We start from the raw sequence: 16970 nt of genomic DNA, 5'->3' as shown, positions 1-16970 counted from the left end.
GCCGCGCAAGCGGCTGGTACGGCAAGCGCCGCAGCCCTTGGTTGTGCCGTTGTCGATGAATGCGGTGTGGTCGATGGACTTCATGCACGACCAATTGAAGGACGGCCGCAGTATCCGGCTGCTCAACGTGATCGATGACTTCAACCGGGAGGCACTGGGCATCGAGGTCGACTTCTCGCTCCCCTCGGCGCGTGTCATACGGGCGCTCGATCAGATTATCGGCTGGCGAGGAAGGCCGATGGCGATACGGTGCGATAACGGTCCTGAATACCTGAGTGAGGCGATCACGCAATGGGCGATGACGCGTGGTATCGCGCTGAACTACATCCAGCCCGGCAAGCCGCAACAGAACGCCTATGTGGAGCGGTTCAACCGGACGGTGCGGTATGAATGGCTGTCGCAATACCACTGGGATGACCTCGCACACGTGCAGCACTTCGCGACCGAATGGATGTGGCAATACAATCACGAGCGCCCTAACATGGGCCTTGGAGGCGTGACGCCAAAACAGCGGCTCACTGCCGCAGCATAGTCTACTTCTGACCCGCGTTATTAGCGGGGGGATTACCGCATCAGTCGCACGTAATGCGTCCAAGACAGGGGAAAACGCTCCGCCAACTGCTGAAGCGAAAATTTCCGAATCGGTGATTCGGATTTTGCTCGAGAAACGCGGGTCGGAGATTTCCGAATCACCGATTCGGAAGTCTCGCTTGGGGGATAGCTCTGGTAGAAGAGGCGCATCAGTTCCAGATTGTCAGCACCGAAGCCCCTTCCAAACTGCTTCGTCAGATCTGTTGACAGGCGTTGCAAGAGCGCCTGTCCATACGTCGCGCGCCCCTGCCCACCCTGCTCCGATTCAACGATCCGACGGCCGACCAACCAATATGTCGCCGTCATCAGTGCGTTGATGCTCCTCGCCGCCTCCCGCCGACCGTCTTCAAGGAGCGCGACCACATCGCTGAGCGCGTCTCTGTAGGCGCCTTCAGGCAGAGGCACATCGGTCATCTTTTTCGTTTCCACGAGTCTCTTTGAAGGGAGAGGGCCAATCGGTCGTCAATGTTGAGAGCGTGCATCGAAGGCCGAGAAGAATATGCGATGAACCACCGTCGCACACCTCCCGCCTCTTTCTCGAGACACTTCGCCAACCTCGACATGCTTTCGACGGTGCGCAGCCCTCACCCGCAGATGGACGATCCCGTACAGCCAAGTCTCTCCGGTTTTTAAGCGCTATGGTCCGTATGTCCTAGCGGATTTCCGACCGCCCGCAGGTCGGCTTTGATCCAAGTCCGTCCCCGAGGTGGCTCATTGGTATTTTACGCGCCGCGCCCACTGTCCACGCCGGGCGAGTCACGGTCGCTCGGGGGTAACTCGTTCGAGCGGCTCAGGGCCACACCCGAAATCACACGTTTGAACGACGACCTCGAACTTCGGCTGCCGCCCCACCTGCATCAGCCAAGGAGTTGCACGTCGAAAGAGCAACACTCGATTTGCTACTATAGCCCTTCGACTGCTACGCACAACCGCATTGGAACCTTTGACATCACCGCACGGACTACGAGGGTTTGCGCACCTGATCAAGTCCTTGAAGCAGCGGCACCCAAGTGCGGCCGAAGGGTGCACCGCACCGAATTCGGCTGATCCGATTGGTCCGAAAGATACTCTGAACTCGCAAGTGATCAGGCACGCCGCCACAGCGCTGCCAGCAGCACCTGTGCGCGCTTTTGTTTTTCCGCCCCGCATTGCATTGGCAGCCGCAATTCGGAAGCAAAAAAGCCGGTGACATAAACGGCCCAGGTCACCGATGCAGCACTTTGCGCGTTGCCATGTACGCGTCAAACAGACCCGTATGCAGGCGGCTAAGTTCTTGGCGAAGGGCGATCAGTTCGTGCTGGTCGCCTTCATGTTCACGACGCAAAATCTCCCCGAGCAAGGCCGTGGCGCGCGAGGCCGGCAAATCTCGCTGCACGCGAGCCTCGGCCAGCCGACCTGCGAGCGCTGGCTTGACTATCAGCAGCCAGGCTGAGAACCACACATAGTCCTCGATTTCGCCTGTACCGGAAAAGTCAGCATCGAAGCGCTGACGCAGCGCATCGAGCGACGCGTCGCGAAGCGCGCCAACCAATGCGGCAAACCGTGACGGTGCCAGCCACGCCAATTCTGCAAATAGCGGCCACGCCGCATCGAGACCGCCCGCTCGATAGCGTGCTTCGGTCATCCAGGCGAGTGGCGACGGGATGCGCCACCACGAATCGATTGTATTGACGGCTTCAGTGGCCGCCGCCCAGCCCCCTGCGCGAAGCCATAGCGGCGCGGCGTGACTTTCGGTGTGGGTCCCACAAAACACCAGCGATGCAGCACGCTGGGCGAGCGAGCGCCAGCACGGCGTCGACCACGCATGAGCGTCCTGTGCGGGCATCACCCGTTGGACGGCGGGCATCACATCCTCCTCGAGGTGTCGCCGGACCGCGGCCAATTCCGCGTGGTCGGTCAGTGGAAGGCTTGAACCGTTCTCAAGTTCGCGAACAAGCACCGTCATCGCAGGCAGCACGCTGTCTTCAGGGTATTCGCTGGCGAGTTGCGTCAATGAGGCTCGCGCGTCCACCGCATGGCGACGCTGCAATTGCTCCACGACGTCATTGCGCAGCACCACGTCGCGGCTGTCGGCAAATATATCGAGCTGTTGCATGCTTTGCGGCATCGTCGTCGTGCTCAGGAATGTCGTCGATGAAGAGCGATTAGGCTAATCCATTTCAACGCGTCGAGGAAGCGGTCGCTGGTGGCTTTCGACGGCCTTTTCATGGACCACCGTGTGCCAGGTGCGCCTCACAACAAGTACGCTACTCACGCGCATCCAGCATCGTGCCTCGACAGCGGCGAGCGCCGCACCGACATGCGTAAAGGCGCTTGAGCGCCGCTGTTCGGCGCCCTTCGACATCAAGCGCGTAGTCAATGAAGACCTCTGCGCCCTCTTTAATCTTGCGTGTCGCCCGGATGAAGATCCGGTCGCCCTCCTGTTCGGCTTCACAGTTGGGCGCGCAACTGTGATTGATCCAACGCGCGGAGTTGCCGCCTTGTGCGCCATCGATCATGCGTCCGTCGTCGAGCCCAAAGAAGAAGGTATGCCCGTCTTCTGCGGTCGACCGTTCATATCGGCGCTGCGCCTCTTGCGCCGAGATGATCTCGCCTTTGTACTCGAGGATCGGATCACCAACGGAGATATTCGCTGCGGCGAACACACCGCGACCATGAATGGGCGAGTGACGGACTGCAATGCGGCGCATGGTGGAGACTCTGGCGTGGGAAGGAACGAAAAAATGTGCGCTGAGGTGACGACAGGCATAATCGCATCATTGCATGTCAACCTGTCAGGAAATGTCCGCTCCGCCTCGTCGCACGAAACTCAAACGCAAGCCGGCGCGCGGCACCCTGGTGCGCTATGAAGACCGGATCGCGGAAGTTCTGGGCGAAGCGCGCGGACAACGCGTCATGATTCGCTCCATTCACCCGGACGGGCAAGAGCGCCGCACCGCCGTAAAGTGGGTCAACCTCGTGCCCCTCGAGACTCAGCTTTTCTGACTGAGTCTCACTGTCCGTCCGAAGGCAGCGGACGATTGGATCGTCTGCCGCCTCGGGCGCCTCTGGTTCTCGCCGTGTTCAGGCTTGGTTCACGGCATCCTTGAACGCCTTGCCCGCGGTGAATTTGACAGTTTTCGCGGCCGCGATCTCGATCGCTTCGCCCGTCGCGGGGTTTCGACCCGTCCGTGCTGCACGCTCGCCCCTTCCGAATGTGCCAAAACCGACGAGCTGAACGGTACTCCCTGCCGCCACCTCCTTCGAGATGGTGTTCAAGGCGGCATTGATTGCCTCTTCGGCCGCGCTCTTGCTTGTACCCGACTCCGATGCAACCGCGTCGATCAGTTCCTGTTTGTTCATTGAATCCCTTCCTGTCTCGTAAAATTGGCCGCGATCTTTGCGATCGGTTTTGAATCTGACGATCGCCGTCGCTAAGCGACTGCGTCGTTCGAATCAAGGTCAAACAGATCCGAGGTGGTGCTTTGTGCGCTGAGCAGTTCGGGCAACCCACCGTTTCGGACTTTGGCCAGCGTGTCCGGCGCCAGCCAGATTTCTTCCATCGCATCGATGCCTTCCTCGATCATCCGCTGCAGGAAGAACGATTGCTTGCGCCCTGTGGCCTCTGCCAGCACGCGCAACCGCTGCTCGATGACCGGGTCGATGCGCACCGCCACGACCCTTTACTTATTCTCTGCTGATCTTCTCACCTGCTTGCTCCTTTTGACCGTCGGCGCGACTCGGGGGCACCAACCGGTCATGGATCGCGCCACTCGGCGGCGCCATCCGGTCATTATCTACGTTCGAGCTTTCGCTCTTGCCGTTTTGCCGACGGCTGTCTTTCGGGCTGCTCGCCTGACTGACGGACTGGCTTCTGCCGCAGGCGCGCGCCGCGCTGGGGAGCGCGTCGTTCCGCGCAGCGACTTCAACTGCTCTTGAAGTGACTTGTGTGTTGCCTCAAGCGCAGCGAGCTTGCCTTGCAGCACGCCGGTTTGATGGCGGGCATCGCCCTGCTGCGCCTGCAGCGCGTCGACTGCGCGTCGATGTTCGGCCTCGCGCTTGTCGGCGCGTTTGGCTGCCTCGGCCAGTTCTTTCTGAGCCTTGGCCACCGCGCTGCGTTCGCGATCGATCTCCAGCAGGGCTCGCTTTTCCGTCGCGCGTAAGCGCTCCTCAGCACGGTCCGCCGTCCCCCGAAGTTTCTCCAGATCACGCGAAAACGTGTCCCGTACCTTCTCCAGCTCCCGCTCGCGCACAACCGCTTCTTCGCCGAGACGCTTGATCTGCGCCTCAAGCGCTTTGCGCGTGGCGGCCTCCTCTGCCTGTCGCCGCTCGAACTCCCGAATCTCGACCTGCGCAGCCAGCAGCGCGGCGGCGCGCTGTTCGAGCGCGGTCTCGGTGCGTCCGAGTTCACCGCGTGCCGTAACAACCTTTTGCTCCGCGTCGGCGCGCTGCGCCTCGACCTCCTCGCGCAGCGCGGTCAGTTCGGCCTGTGCTGACGTGCTCGCACGCGTCCACAACGCGCCAATCAGCTCACCGGCCGCCTCGCTGAGATCGGGCGGCAGATCTGGATGTTCGATGCGCACCCGGCTCTTCTCTCGCAGTTCCGCCCAGAATTCGCTCAATACCGAAGCCGGCGTGCTCATGGTGCCGCGCCGGACTAAGGTGTAGAGGCGATTGGCCGTCGGCGGCACGCCAAAGCGGAAGAACAGCAGCGCGCACACCTCGCGATAGAGCTCGCGCGTCTTCGGGAATTCGACCTTGAGGCGCTCGATATCGGCCGCGAGCCGGGTTTCGTCGGAGAGGACGTCGGACATGGATTAAAGCTAATGACAATGCGTACATAATAAAACGTATTTCGCCAATTATCTGACGCCATAGATATCCGGATTTGACATTACCCTTATAATGTTGAAACATTTACGCCAACATGTCGCCGGAACGAACGTGACTTCCAAGCCCGCTGCGCCGACCCTGCCGCCGTATGCATTGCAACCGACACCGCTCGACAAGCTCCTCATTCCAGCAAAGCTGGACGGCTCCGCAGGGCTGAATCGTGCCGTGACAGGGCACGCACAGATTGCCGCCGACAACGACCTCGATGCGATCCGCGCCTGGCTGTCCCGCTTTGTCGACACGAAAACCACCTTCGAGAATTACCGCAAGGAAGCCGAGCGACTCCTGCTCTGGTCGGTCGTCGAGATGGGCAAACTCCTCTCTTCTCTGACGCATGAAGACTGCCTGCGCTATCAGCAGTTCCTCGCCGACCCACAGCCTGCCGGCACCTGGGTGGCCGGGGGCGGCCGCAAGCATCCGCGCAGCGACCCGCGCTGGCGGCCGTTCTACGGTCCGCTCTCGCCGTCCAGCCAACGCCAGGCGACCGTCATCTTGAACGTGATGTTCTCGTGGCTGGTGCAGGCCGGTTATCTGGCCGGCAATCCGCTGTCGCTCTCGCGCCAACGCACGCGCCACGCGGCGCCCCGCATCACCCGTTATCTGGAGCCGAGCATTTGGCAGGAGGTCAAGGACTTCATTGCGACGATGCCAAAGCAAACGGACCGGGAAAAGGCCCACGCGTACCGCGTCCGATGGTTGTTCACCCTGCTCTATCTCGGCGGGCTGCGCATTGCGGAGGTCGGTGCGAACACCATGGGCCGATTCTTTGTGCGACAGGATGCGGACGGCGCGCTGCGCTGGTGGCTCACTATCCACGGCAAAGGCGACAAGCAGCGGCTCGTGCCGGCCACGCGCGAGCTGATGATGGAACTGTCCCGCTATCGGCAGCATCTTGGCTTGAGCGCGCTGCCCTCGCCCAACGAAGATACACCGCTCGTGCTGCCGATCGGCGCGACGGCATCCAACGAACGCGCGGCGACGTGCGCGCCGCTCACGCGCGCGGCGCTGCACGCCATCGTCAAGGACGTGTTTGCGGGCGCAGCGGCGCGCCTACGTGAACGTGACGATGCGCAAAGCGCGCGCGCCGATCTGCTCGAAAAAGCGTCCGCGCATTGGCTCAGGCACAGCGCCGGCTCGCACATGGCCGATCGCAAGGTGGATCTGCGTACGGTGCGCGACAATCTCGGCCATGCATCCCTCACGACAACGAGCATTTACTTGCACGTCGACGAAGATCGGCGCCATCAAGAGACCGAAGAAAAGCACCGGGTAGACTGGTGAAGCCTAGCGAGGTGACACACAACGCGTCCCCGATGACGCGCCTGCCGATTCTATCCGCCACCGCAATTCCGTTCATGAAAGTCCTTGTACCTCAACCACAGATCTCAGCTGACAAACGAACCCTCACTTTCATCGATTGGGGCGGAGAAAACGTGACGTGCGTCGCGCCGCGCAAGTGCTTGGAGGTCTGTTTCTGGCTGCCGCCCGATGCGGACAATAGCCGATTGGTGAGAGCGTTCAGGGACGGGTTTTCTCGCACTGAATCGGTCGCGCGGCGAAAGCTGCTCGCGCGGCCAACCAGCCCACTCCGCCTGACAGAGGCTGACTTTTTGGGTGTTTGAAAGCATTTGTCGGTCTTGTAGACGGGCTCCCGATCATCGTTGAGCTGCGCAATTCGTTGGGGTGCGGATGGGCAGACCATTAGTTGCATCGACGCAAGAGTCCACGCGCTGCGTTTCCCCGGACGCGAGAGCCGGTCGGCCCGCGGTTTGTTGACACCCACGGCGAAGGATTACCGCCCATAGGCCGGCAGTCAAAGCGCGGCGTGCCGCACATGTAAGTTGCATTGCGTTGCCGAGCGATCGGGCAGCGTAGGACGTCGGAACCCTGACACCGCGAATGAGCGGTAACGATATCCGCGCAACCTGCTTCCTGCTCATTGGCGAGACTAAATGCCTTCTGTGCTGCAACAGTGTCAAGAGATTCGCGGAGCAACTTGATTGCCGTGCTCTGCAACGCGGGCGACCGGCGTACATCGGCTGGTAAACGTTGCCCGTCGACGGAACTAATGCTCCAACCGAATCTTCACCGAATGCGTAGGTCGGCGTGTCGATAAGGATCTTTACGTCCTTGAACTTGAAATCTGGCACTTTGTTAAGGAGGCCAGTGAGAAACTTTTCGATAGCCTCAGGACCTTGCGTTCCTGCAGTTGGACCGAGGCTCGAGAGATAGGGATCGGTGCATCTCGCGTGGGGCAGCAAGACTTGCTTGCTGCCCCACGACCTGCATAAGGGCTGGTGGGCCGATCAGACCTGAGCCTGACGGTTTTGGTGCAAATAGGAAAGCGGGTTGAAACGCTTCATATATGCAGGATAACTTATCGAGCGGATAAAACCGCACTCCATATGACGGGTGCAGCGGCATCCTTGAGACCGAGTTTCGCGAGATCGAACTGGCCCTTGCGAATTCGATGCGTCAACTCGATGCCTGAAATCGTGGTCGCAGCGCTCCTGAACCGTTTGAATCCAAGCATGACGTTCGTTCTGAATTTGATGTGCCGATGGTCCTGCTCGATCAAGTTGTTCAGATACTTTGAGGACCGGACCTTTGTGTCTTCAGGCAGCAGACCATCGGCCTTCATCTCGCGCACCGCGCGGTGCGAGGCAGCATACCCATCGAGCGTGATGGTCTCCGGCAACTGGGCCTGATGCCTGATGGCCTTGCTGAAAAAGGCTTTGGCCGCGGCCACGTCGCGCCTCGCTCTGAGCATGAAGTCCACCGTCTGGCCAGCCCGATCCACCGCCCGGTACAGGTAGACCCACCTGCCGCGAATCTTCAGGTAGGTCTCGTCGACACGCCACGAGCGTCCCGCAGGCGTCGCAAAGCGGTTCCAGCGTTTGACGAACTCGGGGGTATAACGCCTCACCCAGCACAGGATCGTCGTGTGAGCCAGGGACAATCCCCGTTCGGCCATCATCTCGACCAGATCGCGTAGGCTGAGCTTGTAGCGCAGATACCAGCGAACACACAGAACGATGATCTCCCGATCAAAATGGCGTCCACCGAACAGCTCTTCCAGACTCTTCAGCTTGCTCATCGCGGGTCATCAGTTCTTTTCGCTCCGACTACTCTAACCGACTCGCCGACCCTAATTGCACCAGAGCCGCAGCGGCCGGGTCTGCAGGTTGCGCCGCACATGCCGCCAGTGTCATTGCGATGACGGTCGCGAAGCCCGATTGCAAAACGCTCCTGAACATAGGTTTCTCCTTCAGTCGTCAAGGTCGACGCAGAACGCCAACGAGATCACCGAGAAAGCGATCGATCGAGGGGGCATCGCGTTTGTAGCAGACGCAATTCTTGATCTTCTTTGACGTGACCAGCCCTGCCTTCGCCAGCGTTTGCATATGCGTGGTCACCGTCGGCTGGCTCTGACCGATCTTCTCGGTGATGAATCCGACACAGACGCCGTCTTCCACGAGGTTGCCGTCCTGCTGCGGCGGAAAATGCTTCTTCGGCTCCGTCAACCAGATCAGGATCGTCAATCTCACGACGACGATCCTGCGGGATGGAAGGCGCCTTGCCGCCTGAAAAGCTATCAGTCAGGCGCGGGCAGACAGACGTTCATCCGCCGGCACCTTCGTTTGAGCTTATTTCTTGTAGATGCGCTTACGGGTTGCCTCGAGTTGCGCGAGGATGCTGTCGAGCTTCGAAGGATCGGCGATGAACTGCTGCATGCCCTTCATGCCTTCGTCGGCCATTTCCTTGGTCATGTCGCGATCGTAGAACTGCGCGATGCCGCCCTTCGTGTTCGACAGAATCTGGAAGCCGATCTTCGAAATCGGATCTTCAGGTTCCGGCGACTTGCTGTTCGCCGACAGCGAGCCCAGCCCCGCCGCGAGCTTCGCGCCGTTCGCCGGCGTTTCGATGAACGCGAGGAACGCGTGCGCCTCCGCCTTGTTCTTCGCCTTTGACGGAATGTGCAGCGATTCGACCGGGCCGTCCTCCGCCGTCGGCACTTTCGAATCGATGATCGGGAACTGGAAGTAGCCCATGTTCGGCTTCACGGCCGCCGGAAATCCACCGGTGATGAATGTGCCCATCAGCATCATGGCGGCCTTGCCCTGGAACAGGAACGGCTGCGCGCCGTCGAGATCATAGGATAGCGCGTTGTCGATGAAATCGTGATCGTCGAGCAACTGCTTCCATGTCGTGTAGACCTTCTTCACGCGCGGATCGGTGTACGGCACATTTCCCGCCATCAATTGCTGATGGAACGCGTTGCCGTTCAGACGCAGGTCGAGATAATCGAACCAGCCGGCGAGCGTCCACGCATCGCGGCCGCCGACCGCGAACGGCGTGATGCCCGCGGCCTTCAGCTTCTTGCACGCGTCCATCAACTGATCCCAGGTTTTCGGCTCTTCGCTGATGCCGACCTTCTGGAACAGATCCTTGCGATAGAACAGGCCCCACGAGTAATACACCGTCGGCGCGGCGTACTGCTTGCCGTTATAGCTCGACGATTCCTTCGTCGATGCATACATGTCGTTCCAGCCGTTCTTCTGCCAGTCGTCGCTCAGGTCTTCGAGAAGCCCGCGCCGCGCGTAATACGCCATGCGTTCGCCGTTGTGCCAGTTGACGACATCCGGCGCGACGGTCGTCAGCCAGCCGGGCAACTGCACCTTGTACGCTTCTTCATCGACGAACGATGCTTTCACATCGATATCCGGATGCGCCTTCTTGAACGCATCGAGCAATTCCTGCCACACTGCGCGCTGGCTCGCGCCCTTGAACGCGATGTTGATGGTCATCGTGCCGGCTTGCACGGACGTCGCCGCGATCGATGCAAAGCTTGCCGCCACCGCCATTACAGCCGCCGCGATAGCCTTGCGCGTGTTGCGTCTTTTGACTGTCATTACCTGTCTCCTGGTTTGTTCGCTGCCGGTCCGTCACGCCGTATTCGTTTTATAAGCAGCCACGCCTTGCGGTTCGACTTCGCGCGAGGCGATCACGAAGCGCTCGTCGGCGATGTCTTCGATCGTGTATGGCGCGTTCGAATAGTTGAAGACGTACGTCAGATTTCCGCGACGGCTGATGCGCAGATCGTCGCCGAGCGGCGTCGGTGTAAGACCGGCCTGATTCGCGATATCCGCGAAAAGCGTCTGCGTCAGGCGATCGTCGAAGAGGCTCGCGAAGTAATGCGTCGAACCATGACGCACGTATGCGGGATGCCCGTCGGCGAAGCGCGCCTGCACCGTGACGCCGGGGCCGTCGATCAGATCGCGCCAGTGACGCGCGTGTCCTGCTTCAGTGCCGAACGTCACCGCTTCCGTCACGTTCGGACGCATGGATTCGACGCGCCACACGCGTATCGGCAACAGCGATGCAAGCGCGCCCGGCGGCAGGTTCGCGGGAATCTGCGCATCGGCCGTTTTCGAACCCGTGCGCGGGCCCAGCACGATCTGCGCGTCCGACGCCGCGAGCCGCGCCGCGAAGTCATCCGGCACGATGGGCAGCGGCGGCACGACGATCATCGCGTAGCCATCGAGCGATGCATCGGCGGAAATCACATCGAGATCGAATCCGAGCGCGCGCAACGCCGAGTAATACTCGAACGCGAAGCGCGGATAGTGAAAGTCCGCACCCTGCGGCTGAATCTCGAAGAGCCACTTCGCGTCGTAGTCGTAGATCAGCGCGATCTTGCCGCGCACGACCGCGTTGGCATCGACATTCGCCGATTCGATTGCTGCAATCTCGCACGCGACCCGTTCCGCCTCGCCGCCGCCGATATCGAGCCGGTTGTCGGGCGTGTTCAGCCCCGCGTGCATCTGCTCCTGCGCGAACGGCGCCTGACGCCATCGGAAGTACGACACGCAGCCCGCGCCATGCGCGAACGCTTCCCAGCTCCACAGGCGCACCATGCCCGGCAGCGGCGACGGATTCCAGTGCGCCCAGTTCACCGGTCCGGGCTGCTGCTCCATGACCCAGAAGGGCAGTTTCGACATGCCGCGATACACATCGTGATTGAACGATGCGAAATCCGGATGACCCGTGCGCAGGTATTTCCTTTTCACGGCCGGCGCGAACCATTGCTCTTCGAGCGCGCCGAGCGGATAGCTGTCCCATGTCGCGACATCGAGATCGCGCGCGACCGCGTAGTGATCGAACTCGGTGAACAACTGCATGAAGTTATGCGCGACGGGCCGGCCCGGCGAATACGCGCGAATGATCTCGACCTGCATGCGGTTGTAGCGCGCGACTTCATCGGAAGCGAAGCGCCGGTAGTTCAGCCGATGCGACGGATGCGCCTCCGTCACCGTCGCAATGGGTGCATCGATTTCATCGAAACTCCGATATTCCATGCTCCAGAACACCGTGCCCCATGCGAGATTGAGTGCATCGATCGTCTTGTAACGAGCCTTCAGCCATTCGCGAAAGCGTTGCACGGCGGAGGTCGAATAGCTGACCACAGTGTTATGGCAGCCGTATTCGTTGTCGGTCTGCCAGTACGCGACTGCGGGATGCGCGCCATATCGACGGGCAATGGCCGTGCAGATCGCACGGGATGCCTCGAAGTACGACGGCGACGAGAAATCGTAATGGCGGCGCGAGCCGAACGCACGAGAACGGCCATCCGCGCCGACCGGAAGAATGTCCGGATGACGGTCGATCAGCCACTTCGGCGGCGTTGCGGTGGGCGTGCACATCACCACTTGCAGCCCCGCTGCGCCGAGCACGTCGACGGCGCGGTCAAGCCAGCCCCAGTCATACTCGCCCGGCGACGGCTCCATGCGGCTCCACGCAAATTCCGCAATGCGCACCTGTTCGATGCCGAGCGCTTTCATGCGTCGCGCATCCTCTTTCCACATCGATTCCGGCCAGTGTTCCGGGTAGTAGCAGACTCCGAGGCGCATGTTCTTTTCCGTTGATGCGTTGCGCGATAAGAAACGCTCGCTATCGCTTCCCTGTTCGTGTTGTAATCCGATGAACGCGCTGATTAAGCGCTTAATCATGCGGACCCAAAAAAACGACCGCATCGCGATCGCTGAGCGCATGGTGCGCCGCCTTCCCGGTCAATGCAATGGGTGAAAGCCCGTCTCACATATTGAGTATTGAACCGCCGATGCCTACGCTTTCCGAAGTCGCGCGCCGCGCCGGCGTCACGTCCGCCACCGTCTCGAACGTGCTGCGCAATCGCGGGCGCGTCGGCGAGGAGACGCGCCAGCGCGTGCTCGAAGCGGTCGAGGCGCTCAACTATCGGCCGCATCTGGCTGCCCGCGCGCTCGCCGAAGGACGCGCGCCGACGCTAGCGCTGATGGTGTCCAGCATCGCTAATCCGTTCTATCCGGAGTTCGCGCTGGCCGTGGAGCGCTCGGCGCGCGAGAGCGGCCATTTCGTGATCATTTGCAATACGAACGATGATTCCATCGCGGGTCGCGCGTATCTCGAACAGATAGCGGGCAACCTGTCCGAAGGCGTGCTCGTGATGAACGCCAATCTCGATTTCGACGATCTGCGCGCCACGCAAGAGCGCGGCACGCCGGTCGTGTTGTGCATGTGGGAACGTCCCGGCGATCCGCCGGGTTTGCCGTGCGTCGCGGTGGATTTCCGGCTGGCGGGACGGCTCGCGGGACGGCATCTGATCGAACTCGGGCATGAGCGGATCGGCGCGATCGTCGGCAGCAAGCCATCGGGCATTCACGCGCCCCGCTACGCAGGTTTCGCCGATGCGATGCGCGAAACGGGCCGCAAGGCATACGCGAAAAGCAAACGCCACGCGCCCGACACGATTGCCGGCGGTTACGCCGCCGCGCGCGAACTGCTGGAGCGCGATCCGGCGCTCACCGCGATCTTCGCCACCAACGATCTGCCCGCGCTCGGCGCAATGCACGCCGCCGCCGATCTCGGCTTCGACGTGCCGCGCGATCTGTCGGTCATCGGCATCACGGATATTCAACTGGCGCGCGAATCGCGCCCGCCGCTGACGACGGTTGCCGTGCCGACCATCGAAGCGGCGCGGATGGCGGTGTCGTTGCTGCGCGAGTTGATCGAGCGGCCAGCACGCGGCGAAGAGCCATCGGCGCTGATGTGCGTCACGTCATCGCCGGAACTGGTCGTGCGCGGCTCGACGCGATCCGTGTCGAAGAAAAAGCGCAAGGAATCCTGAGCGTGTTCCGGTTTATTTGCGAGCCGCCGTCGATTGCCGCCGAACGAGCACCGGCGGCGGCACGTCGACGACGAGCGGCGTTTGAACATCCGGATCGCGAATCAGCCGGATCAACAGGTCGATGGATGCCTGCGCGATCGCTTCCGTGTTGATCGCCACCGTGCTCAGCGAAGGACGCACCTGATGCGCAAGCTGGATGTCCGTGATCCCGATCACCGATACGTCGTCGGGCACCTTGTGCCCGCGTGTCGCCAGCGCCTGCAATGCGCCGATCGCCAGCAGATCGTTGGTCGCGAACAGCGCGGTGAGATGCGACTCGCGCGCGAGCAGGTCGATGCACGCGGCGTAGCCGGCATCGATCGTATCGGGGATTTCGCGCACGGCGGCGTTGTCCGGTTCGAGTCCCGCGTCGCGCATCACATCGCGAAAACCCGTCGCGCGCGCGTCCTGCAAGCCGCCGCAGCCATCGCCGATCAGCATGCCGATGTCCCGATGGCCCAGTTCCAGCAGATGCCGTGCCGCCAGAACGCCCGCCTGCGCGAAATCGACCGCCACGCATGGCAACGCGGGCAACCGCCCGGGATGCTCCCACAGGCTCAGCACGATCGGCGCGCCGACCGCCGCCGTTTCGCACAACTCGTTGATCGCGATGTCCGTGTTCAGCACGAGCACGCCCTCGGCCAGCGTGCCCGCGATCTGCGTGAGATACGCGCGGCCGATCTCGGCGTCGTCGTCGGTGTTGCAGACCATCAGGAAATAGCCCGCGCGCCGCGCGGCGCGTTCGGCCGCGAGCACGAACTCCGGATAGAACGGATTCGCGATGCTGGAGAGCATGAGCGCGAGCGTGGTGGAACGGCCTTCGGCGAGCGCGCGCGCATTCAGGTTCGGCCGGTAACCAAGCTCACGGATCGCGCGCATCACGCGCTTCGCGGTTTCCGGGCGCACCTTGTCCGGATTGCGCAGCACATTCGACACGGTCGCGGCGGTGACTTCCGCGAGGCGCGCGACATCGCTCAGCGTGGCCATGAAGAATGTACTGTAATCAAGAGAAATCCCACATTAAGAGACTCGTATTCAAATGTTGCGCACCGCGTGCCGGGTTTGCTAACTTTTGAGGCAAATACACAAGGAGACAGGCATGGACGTTCATTCGCACACCGCCGAGTTTAAGCGCTTAAATTCCGGCAGCGCAAGCCTTGGCGAGATTTTGTCGCGCACGACTTCCGTCGGCTGAATCGGGGAAATCAAATCACCATGTCCACGATTTCCCTCACCAATATCCAGAAGACCTTCGACGGCGGGCACGCGCCGGTCATCCGCGATCTGAATCTCGAAATCGGCGCGCACGAATTCTGCGTGTTTCTCGGCCCGTCCGGCTCTGCGCGGTCAGACGCGTGTGGAAATCGCGCGGCTGCATCAGCGCTTCGCACAGGCGAGTGTCATCTATGTGACGCATGATCAGATCGAAGCGATGACGCTCGCCGACAAGATCGTGCTGCTGCACGCCGGCGCGGATACGCAGCGTTTCGGCAGCATCGCGCAAGTGGGCGCGCCGCTCGACCTGTATCACCGGCCACGTTCGAAGTTCGTCGCGGGCTTCATCGGCTCGCCGCGCATGAACTTCATCGAAGGCGAGGTCGAGTCCACCGATGCCGGCAACGTGCTCGTGCGTCTCACGCAAGGCGACAGCGCGCAGCCGGCGATGCGCGTCGCGGTGAACGGCGCGCGTTTGTCGCGCAGGCAGCGCGTGTTCATCGGCATTCGGCCCGAACACATTCGACTTGATGGCGATGCGCAGGCGCTCGTCGTGAAAGCGCTGCTCACGGAGCAACTCGGCGAGCACAGCTATCTGCATGTCGAATACGAGGGCGGCACGCTGATCGCGAAAGCGCCGGGCGATGTCGACGTGCGCAACGGCGAACGCGTCGCGCTGCGCATGCCTGCCGAAGCCTGTCATCTCTTCGATGAAGACGGTCTTGCGCTTGAGCGCGCCGTCAACACGGATAGCCAGCCGTTCATTTTGCAGACTGCCCGAATACACAAGACAACAACGCAGTGACAAGGAGACAGACGTAATGATCAAGATGAAACCGCGCGCGTTCGCCGCGATGTGCGCCTTATCGGCGGCGCTGTTCTCGGGCGTGTATGCCGATGCGCAGGCCGGCCAGTTGAACGTCAACGTATCGGCGCGCGGCAATCAGCGCTCGACCTGGCAGGACGCCTTCGACAAGTTCAAGAAGGCGAATCCCAATGTCGATCTGAAAGTGACGTACATCACCGAGGAAGCGTACAAGGTGCAGATGGGCGGCTGGCTCGCCACCGATCCGCCCGATGTCGTCTCGTGGCACGACGGCGAGCGCATGGCCTATTACGCGAAACGCGGCCTGCTCGAGGATCTGTCGCCGGACTGGAAGAAGAACGGCTGGGATCAGCAATATGCATCGGTGAAGGAAGCATCGACGTATAACGGCAAGCAGTATGCCGCGCCGCTCGGCTACGACGCGTACGGTTTCTTCTATCGCAAGGACCTTTTCCAGAAGGCTGGCATCACGAGCGAGCCGAAGACGTGGGACGAATTTCTCGACGACTGCAAGAAGCTGAAGGCCGCGGGCATCGCGCCGATCGCCGTGGCCGCGCGCGATAGCTGGACGCTCGCCGCGTGGTTCGATTACCTCGACTTGCGCATCAACGGCAATGCGTTTCATCAGAAACTGATGGCGGGCGACGCGCCCTACACCGATCCGCGCGTGAAGAAGGTCTACACGACGTGGAAGACGCTGATGGACAATCACTACTACATCGACAACGCGCTCTCCTACGATCTCGATTCCATCTCGCCTTTCCTCGTTCAGGGCAAGGCCGCGATGATGCTGATGGGCACTTTCTTCTCATCGAGCTTTCCGGCCGATGTGAAGAGCCAGATCGGTTTCATGCGCTTCCCGGTGATCGACCCAAAAGTGCCGACAGCGGAAGACGGTCCGGTCAACGTGCTGCTGATTCCCGCGAAAGCGAAGAACAAGGCCGACGCGCACAAGCTGCTCGCGTTCATGGAGACGCCTGAAATCAACGCCGATCTCGCGCGCGGCTGGGGCCAGTTGCCGTCGAACAGCAAGGCGACTGAACCTGACGATCCGATTTCGAAGGTCGGATTCCAGACGCTCGCGACCACGACGGGCGGCATCGCCCAGTTCTACGATCGCGACATGACCAAGGAAATGGCCGACGAAGGCATGAAGGCGATGCAGCAGTTCTACAACGATCCGTCGCAGATCGACGCGTTGCTTGCACGTCTCGAAGTCACGCGCAAACGCATCTATCACAAGTAAGCCTGTACGCACGCCCG

Annotated in this window: 17 protein-coding genes and 1 pseudogene; 6 read left to right on the top strand and 12 right to left on the bottom strand. The window is 61.3% G+C overall.

The genetic code is table 11. The features are described from left to right. Nucleotides 1-532 (top strand): IS3 family transposase (locus NOV72_RS09665; RefSeq protein WP_106854382.1); only part of this gene is annotated, 532 nt, incomplete at its 5' end. A gap of 32 nt (nt 533-564) precedes the next feature. Here the strand turns inward: NOV72_RS09665 and NOV72_RS09660 are convergent. From NOV72_RS09660 to NOV72_RS09650, 3 genes are all read right to left on the bottom strand, one after another. Then, entirely contained in the window at nt 565-1020 is a 456-nt protein-coding gene (locus tag NOV72_RS09660) for a DUF1016 N-terminal domain-containing protein (protein ID WP_245932963.1), read from the bottom strand. A gap of 775 nt (nt 1021-1795) precedes the next feature. Beyond that, nucleotides 1796-2686: a hypothetical protein gene (locus tag NOV72_RS09655; RefSeq protein WP_245932962.1), complete on the bottom strand. Its 891-nt coding sequence runs from the start codon at nt 2684-2686 to the stop codon at nt 1796-1798. Nucleotides 2687-2837: 151 nt separating this feature from the next. Then, a complete protein-coding gene (locus NOV72_RS09650; RefSeq protein ID WP_106854344.1) occupies nt 2838-3281 on the bottom strand; it encodes an SET domain-containing protein in 444 nt (147 codons plus the stop codon). Nucleotides 3282-3372: 91 nt separating this feature from the next. Here NOV72_RS09650 and NOV72_RS09645 point away from each other — a divergent pair, with 91 nt between their 5' ends. Further along, nucleotides 3373-3576 (top strand): hypothetical protein, encoded by a 204-nt coding sequence (locus NOV72_RS09645; RefSeq protein WP_106854343.1) that lies wholly within the window; start codon nt 3373-3375, stop codon nt 3574-3576. Nucleotides 3577-3654: 78 nt separating this feature from the next. Here NOV72_RS09645 and NOV72_RS09640 read toward each other — a convergent pair whose 3' ends face one another. The 3 genes from NOV72_RS09640 to NOV72_RS09630 all read right to left on the bottom strand — a co-directional run bounded on the left by NOV72_RS09640 (nt 3655) and on the right by NOV72_RS09630 (nt 5384). Then, on the bottom strand, nt 3655-3933 hold the full coding sequence (locus NOV72_RS09640; protein ID WP_106854342.1) for an HU family DNA-binding protein: 279 nt from the start codon (nt 3931-3933) through the stop codon (nt 3655-3657). A 71-nt stretch (nt 3934-4004) separates the two neighbouring features. Then, nucleotides 4005-4247 (bottom strand): type II toxin-antitoxin system RelB family antitoxin, encoded by a 243-nt coding sequence (relB, locus tag NOV72_RS09635; RefSeq protein ID WP_245932961.1) that lies wholly within the window; start codon nt 4245-4247, stop codon nt 4005-4007. A gap of 120 nt (nt 4248-4367) precedes the next feature. Next, nucleotides 4368-5384 carry a DNA-binding protein gene (locus tag NOV72_RS09630; RefSeq protein ID WP_106854341.1) on the bottom strand — a complete coding sequence of 339 codons (1017 nt, stop codon included), beginning with the start codon at nt 5382-5384 and terminating at the stop codon, nt 4368-4370. Between the two features lie 130 nt (nt 5385-5514). Between NOV72_RS09630 and NOV72_RS09625 the strand changes: the two genes are divergently transcribed. Beyond that, nucleotides 5515-6744, top strand: a complete 1230-nt coding sequence (locus NOV72_RS09625) for a tyrosine-type recombinase/integrase (RefSeq protein WP_245932960.1) — start codon at nt 5515-5517, stop codon at nt 6742-6744. A gap of 1096 nt (nt 6745-7840) precedes the next feature. Here NOV72_RS09625 and NOV72_RS09615 read toward each other — a convergent pair. From NOV72_RS09615 to NOV72_RS09600, 4 genes are all read right to left on the bottom strand, one after another. Then, nucleotides 7841-8551: an IS6 family transposase gene (locus NOV72_RS09615; RefSeq protein ID WP_425428723.1), complete on the bottom strand. Its 711-nt coding sequence runs from the start codon at nt 8549-8551 to the stop codon at nt 7841-7843. A gap of 187 nt (nt 8552-8738) precedes the next feature. Then, entirely contained in the window at nt 8739-9011 is a 273-nt protein-coding gene (locus NOV72_RS09610) for an ArsR/SmtB family transcription factor (protein ID WP_245932959.1), read from the bottom strand. A 99-nt stretch (nt 9012-9110) separates the two neighbouring features. Next, the gene (locus NOV72_RS09605; protein WP_425428722.1) at nt 9111-10328 is read right to left on the bottom strand and encodes an ABC transporter substrate-binding protein; all 1218 of its coding nucleotides are present in this window, start codon (nt 10326-10328) and stop codon (nt 9111-9113) included. Nucleotides 10329-10409: 81 nt separating this feature from the next. Then, complete coding sequence (locus NOV72_RS09600) at nt 10410-12374, bottom strand: beta-galactosidase (protein ID WP_106854379.1); 1965 nt, start codon at nt 12372-12374, stop codon at nt 10410-10412. A gap of 209 nt (nt 12375-12583) precedes the next feature. Here NOV72_RS09600 and NOV72_RS09595 point away from each other — a divergent pair, with 209 nt between their 5' ends. Further along, the gene (locus tag NOV72_RS09595; protein ID WP_106854337.1) at nt 12584-13627 is read left to right on the top strand and encodes a LacI family DNA-binding transcriptional regulator; all 1044 of its coding nucleotides are present in this window, start codon (nt 12584-12586) and stop codon (nt 13625-13627) included. A 12-nt stretch (nt 13628-13639) separates the two neighbouring features. Here the strand turns inward: NOV72_RS09595 and NOV72_RS09590 are convergent, their stop codons facing one another. Together NOV72_RS09590 and NOV72_RS31870 are read right to left on the bottom strand one after the other, a co-directional pair. Next, nucleotides 13640-14653, bottom strand: coding sequence for a LacI family DNA-binding transcriptional regulator (locus NOV72_RS09590; protein WP_106854336.1), 1014 nt, complete (start codon nt 14651-14653; stop codon nt 13640-13642). 120 nt (nt 14654-14773) lie between these two features. Further along, nucleotides 14774-14974, bottom strand: coding sequence for a hypothetical protein (locus NOV72_RS31870; protein ID WP_146149970.1), 201 nt, complete (start codon nt 14972-14974; stop codon nt 14774-14776). 31 nt (nt 14975-15005) lie between these two features. Here NOV72_RS31870 and NOV72_RS09585 point away from each other — a divergent pair. After that, a pseudogene (locus tag NOV72_RS09585) lies at nt 15006-15686 on the top strand (TOBE domain-containing protein); the annotation flags it as partial. A 25-nt stretch (nt 15687-15711) separates the two neighbouring features. Then, nucleotides 15712-16953, top strand: coding sequence for an ABC transporter substrate-binding protein (locus tag NOV72_RS09580; protein WP_181290951.1), 1242 nt, complete (start codon nt 15712-15714; stop codon nt 16951-16953). Nucleotides 16954-16970 lie beyond the last annotated feature (17 nt).

The sequence above is a fragment of the Caballeronia novacaledonica genome, from assembly GCF_900258035.1.
Taxonomy (GTDB): Bacteria; Pseudomonadota; Gammaproteobacteria; order Burkholderiales; family Burkholderiaceae; genus Caballeronia; species Caballeronia novacaledonica.
The sequence above is the reverse complement of the archived record's forward strand: the minus strand, read 5'-3'. Positions and strand labels throughout refer to the sequence as shown.

What these genes read in the sequence shown, in the direction of transcription:
- NOV72_RS09580 (WP_181290951.1), top strand. Translation starts at nt 15,712, where the DNA reads ATGAAACCGCGCGCGTTCGCCGCGATGTGCGCCTTATCGGCGGCGCTG.
- NOV72_RS09640 (WP_106854342.1), bottom strand. Translation starts at nt 3,933, where the DNA reads ATGAACAAACAGGAACTGATCGACGCGGTTGCATCGGAGTCGGGTACA.
- NOV72_RS09645 (WP_106854343.1), top strand. Translation starts at nt 3,373, where the DNA reads ATGTCCGCTCCGCCTCGTCGCACGAAACTCAAACGCAAGCCGGCGCGC.
- NOV72_RS09595 (WP_106854337.1), top strand. Translation starts at nt 12,584, where the DNA reads ATGCCTACGCTTTCCGAAGTCGCGCGCCGCGCCGGCGTCACGTCCGCC.
- NOV72_RS09605 (WP_425428722.1), bottom strand. Translation starts at nt 10,328, where the DNA reads ATGGCGGTGGCGGCAAGCTTTGCATCGATCGCGGCGACGTCCGTGCAA.
- NOV72_RS09590 (WP_106854336.1), bottom strand. Translation starts at nt 14,653, where the DNA reads ATGGCCACGCTGAGCGATGTCGCGCGCCTCGCGGAAGTCACCGCCGCG.
- NOV72_RS09650 (WP_106854344.1), bottom strand. Translation starts at nt 3,281, where the DNA reads ATGCGCCGCATTGCAGTCCGTCACTCGCCCATTCATGGTCGCGGTGTG.
- NOV72_RS09655 (WP_245932962.1), bottom strand. Translation starts at nt 2,686, where the DNA reads ATGCAACAGCTCGATATATTTGCCGACAGCCGCGACGTGGTGCTGCGC.
- NOV72_RS09600 (WP_106854379.1), bottom strand. Translation starts at nt 12,374, where the DNA reads ATGCGCCTCGGAGTCTGCTACTACCCGGAACACTGGCCGGAATCGATG.
- NOV72_RS09630 (WP_106854341.1), bottom strand. Translation starts at nt 5,384, where the DNA reads ATGTCCGACGTCCTCTCCGACGAAACCCGGCTCGCGGCCGATATCGAG.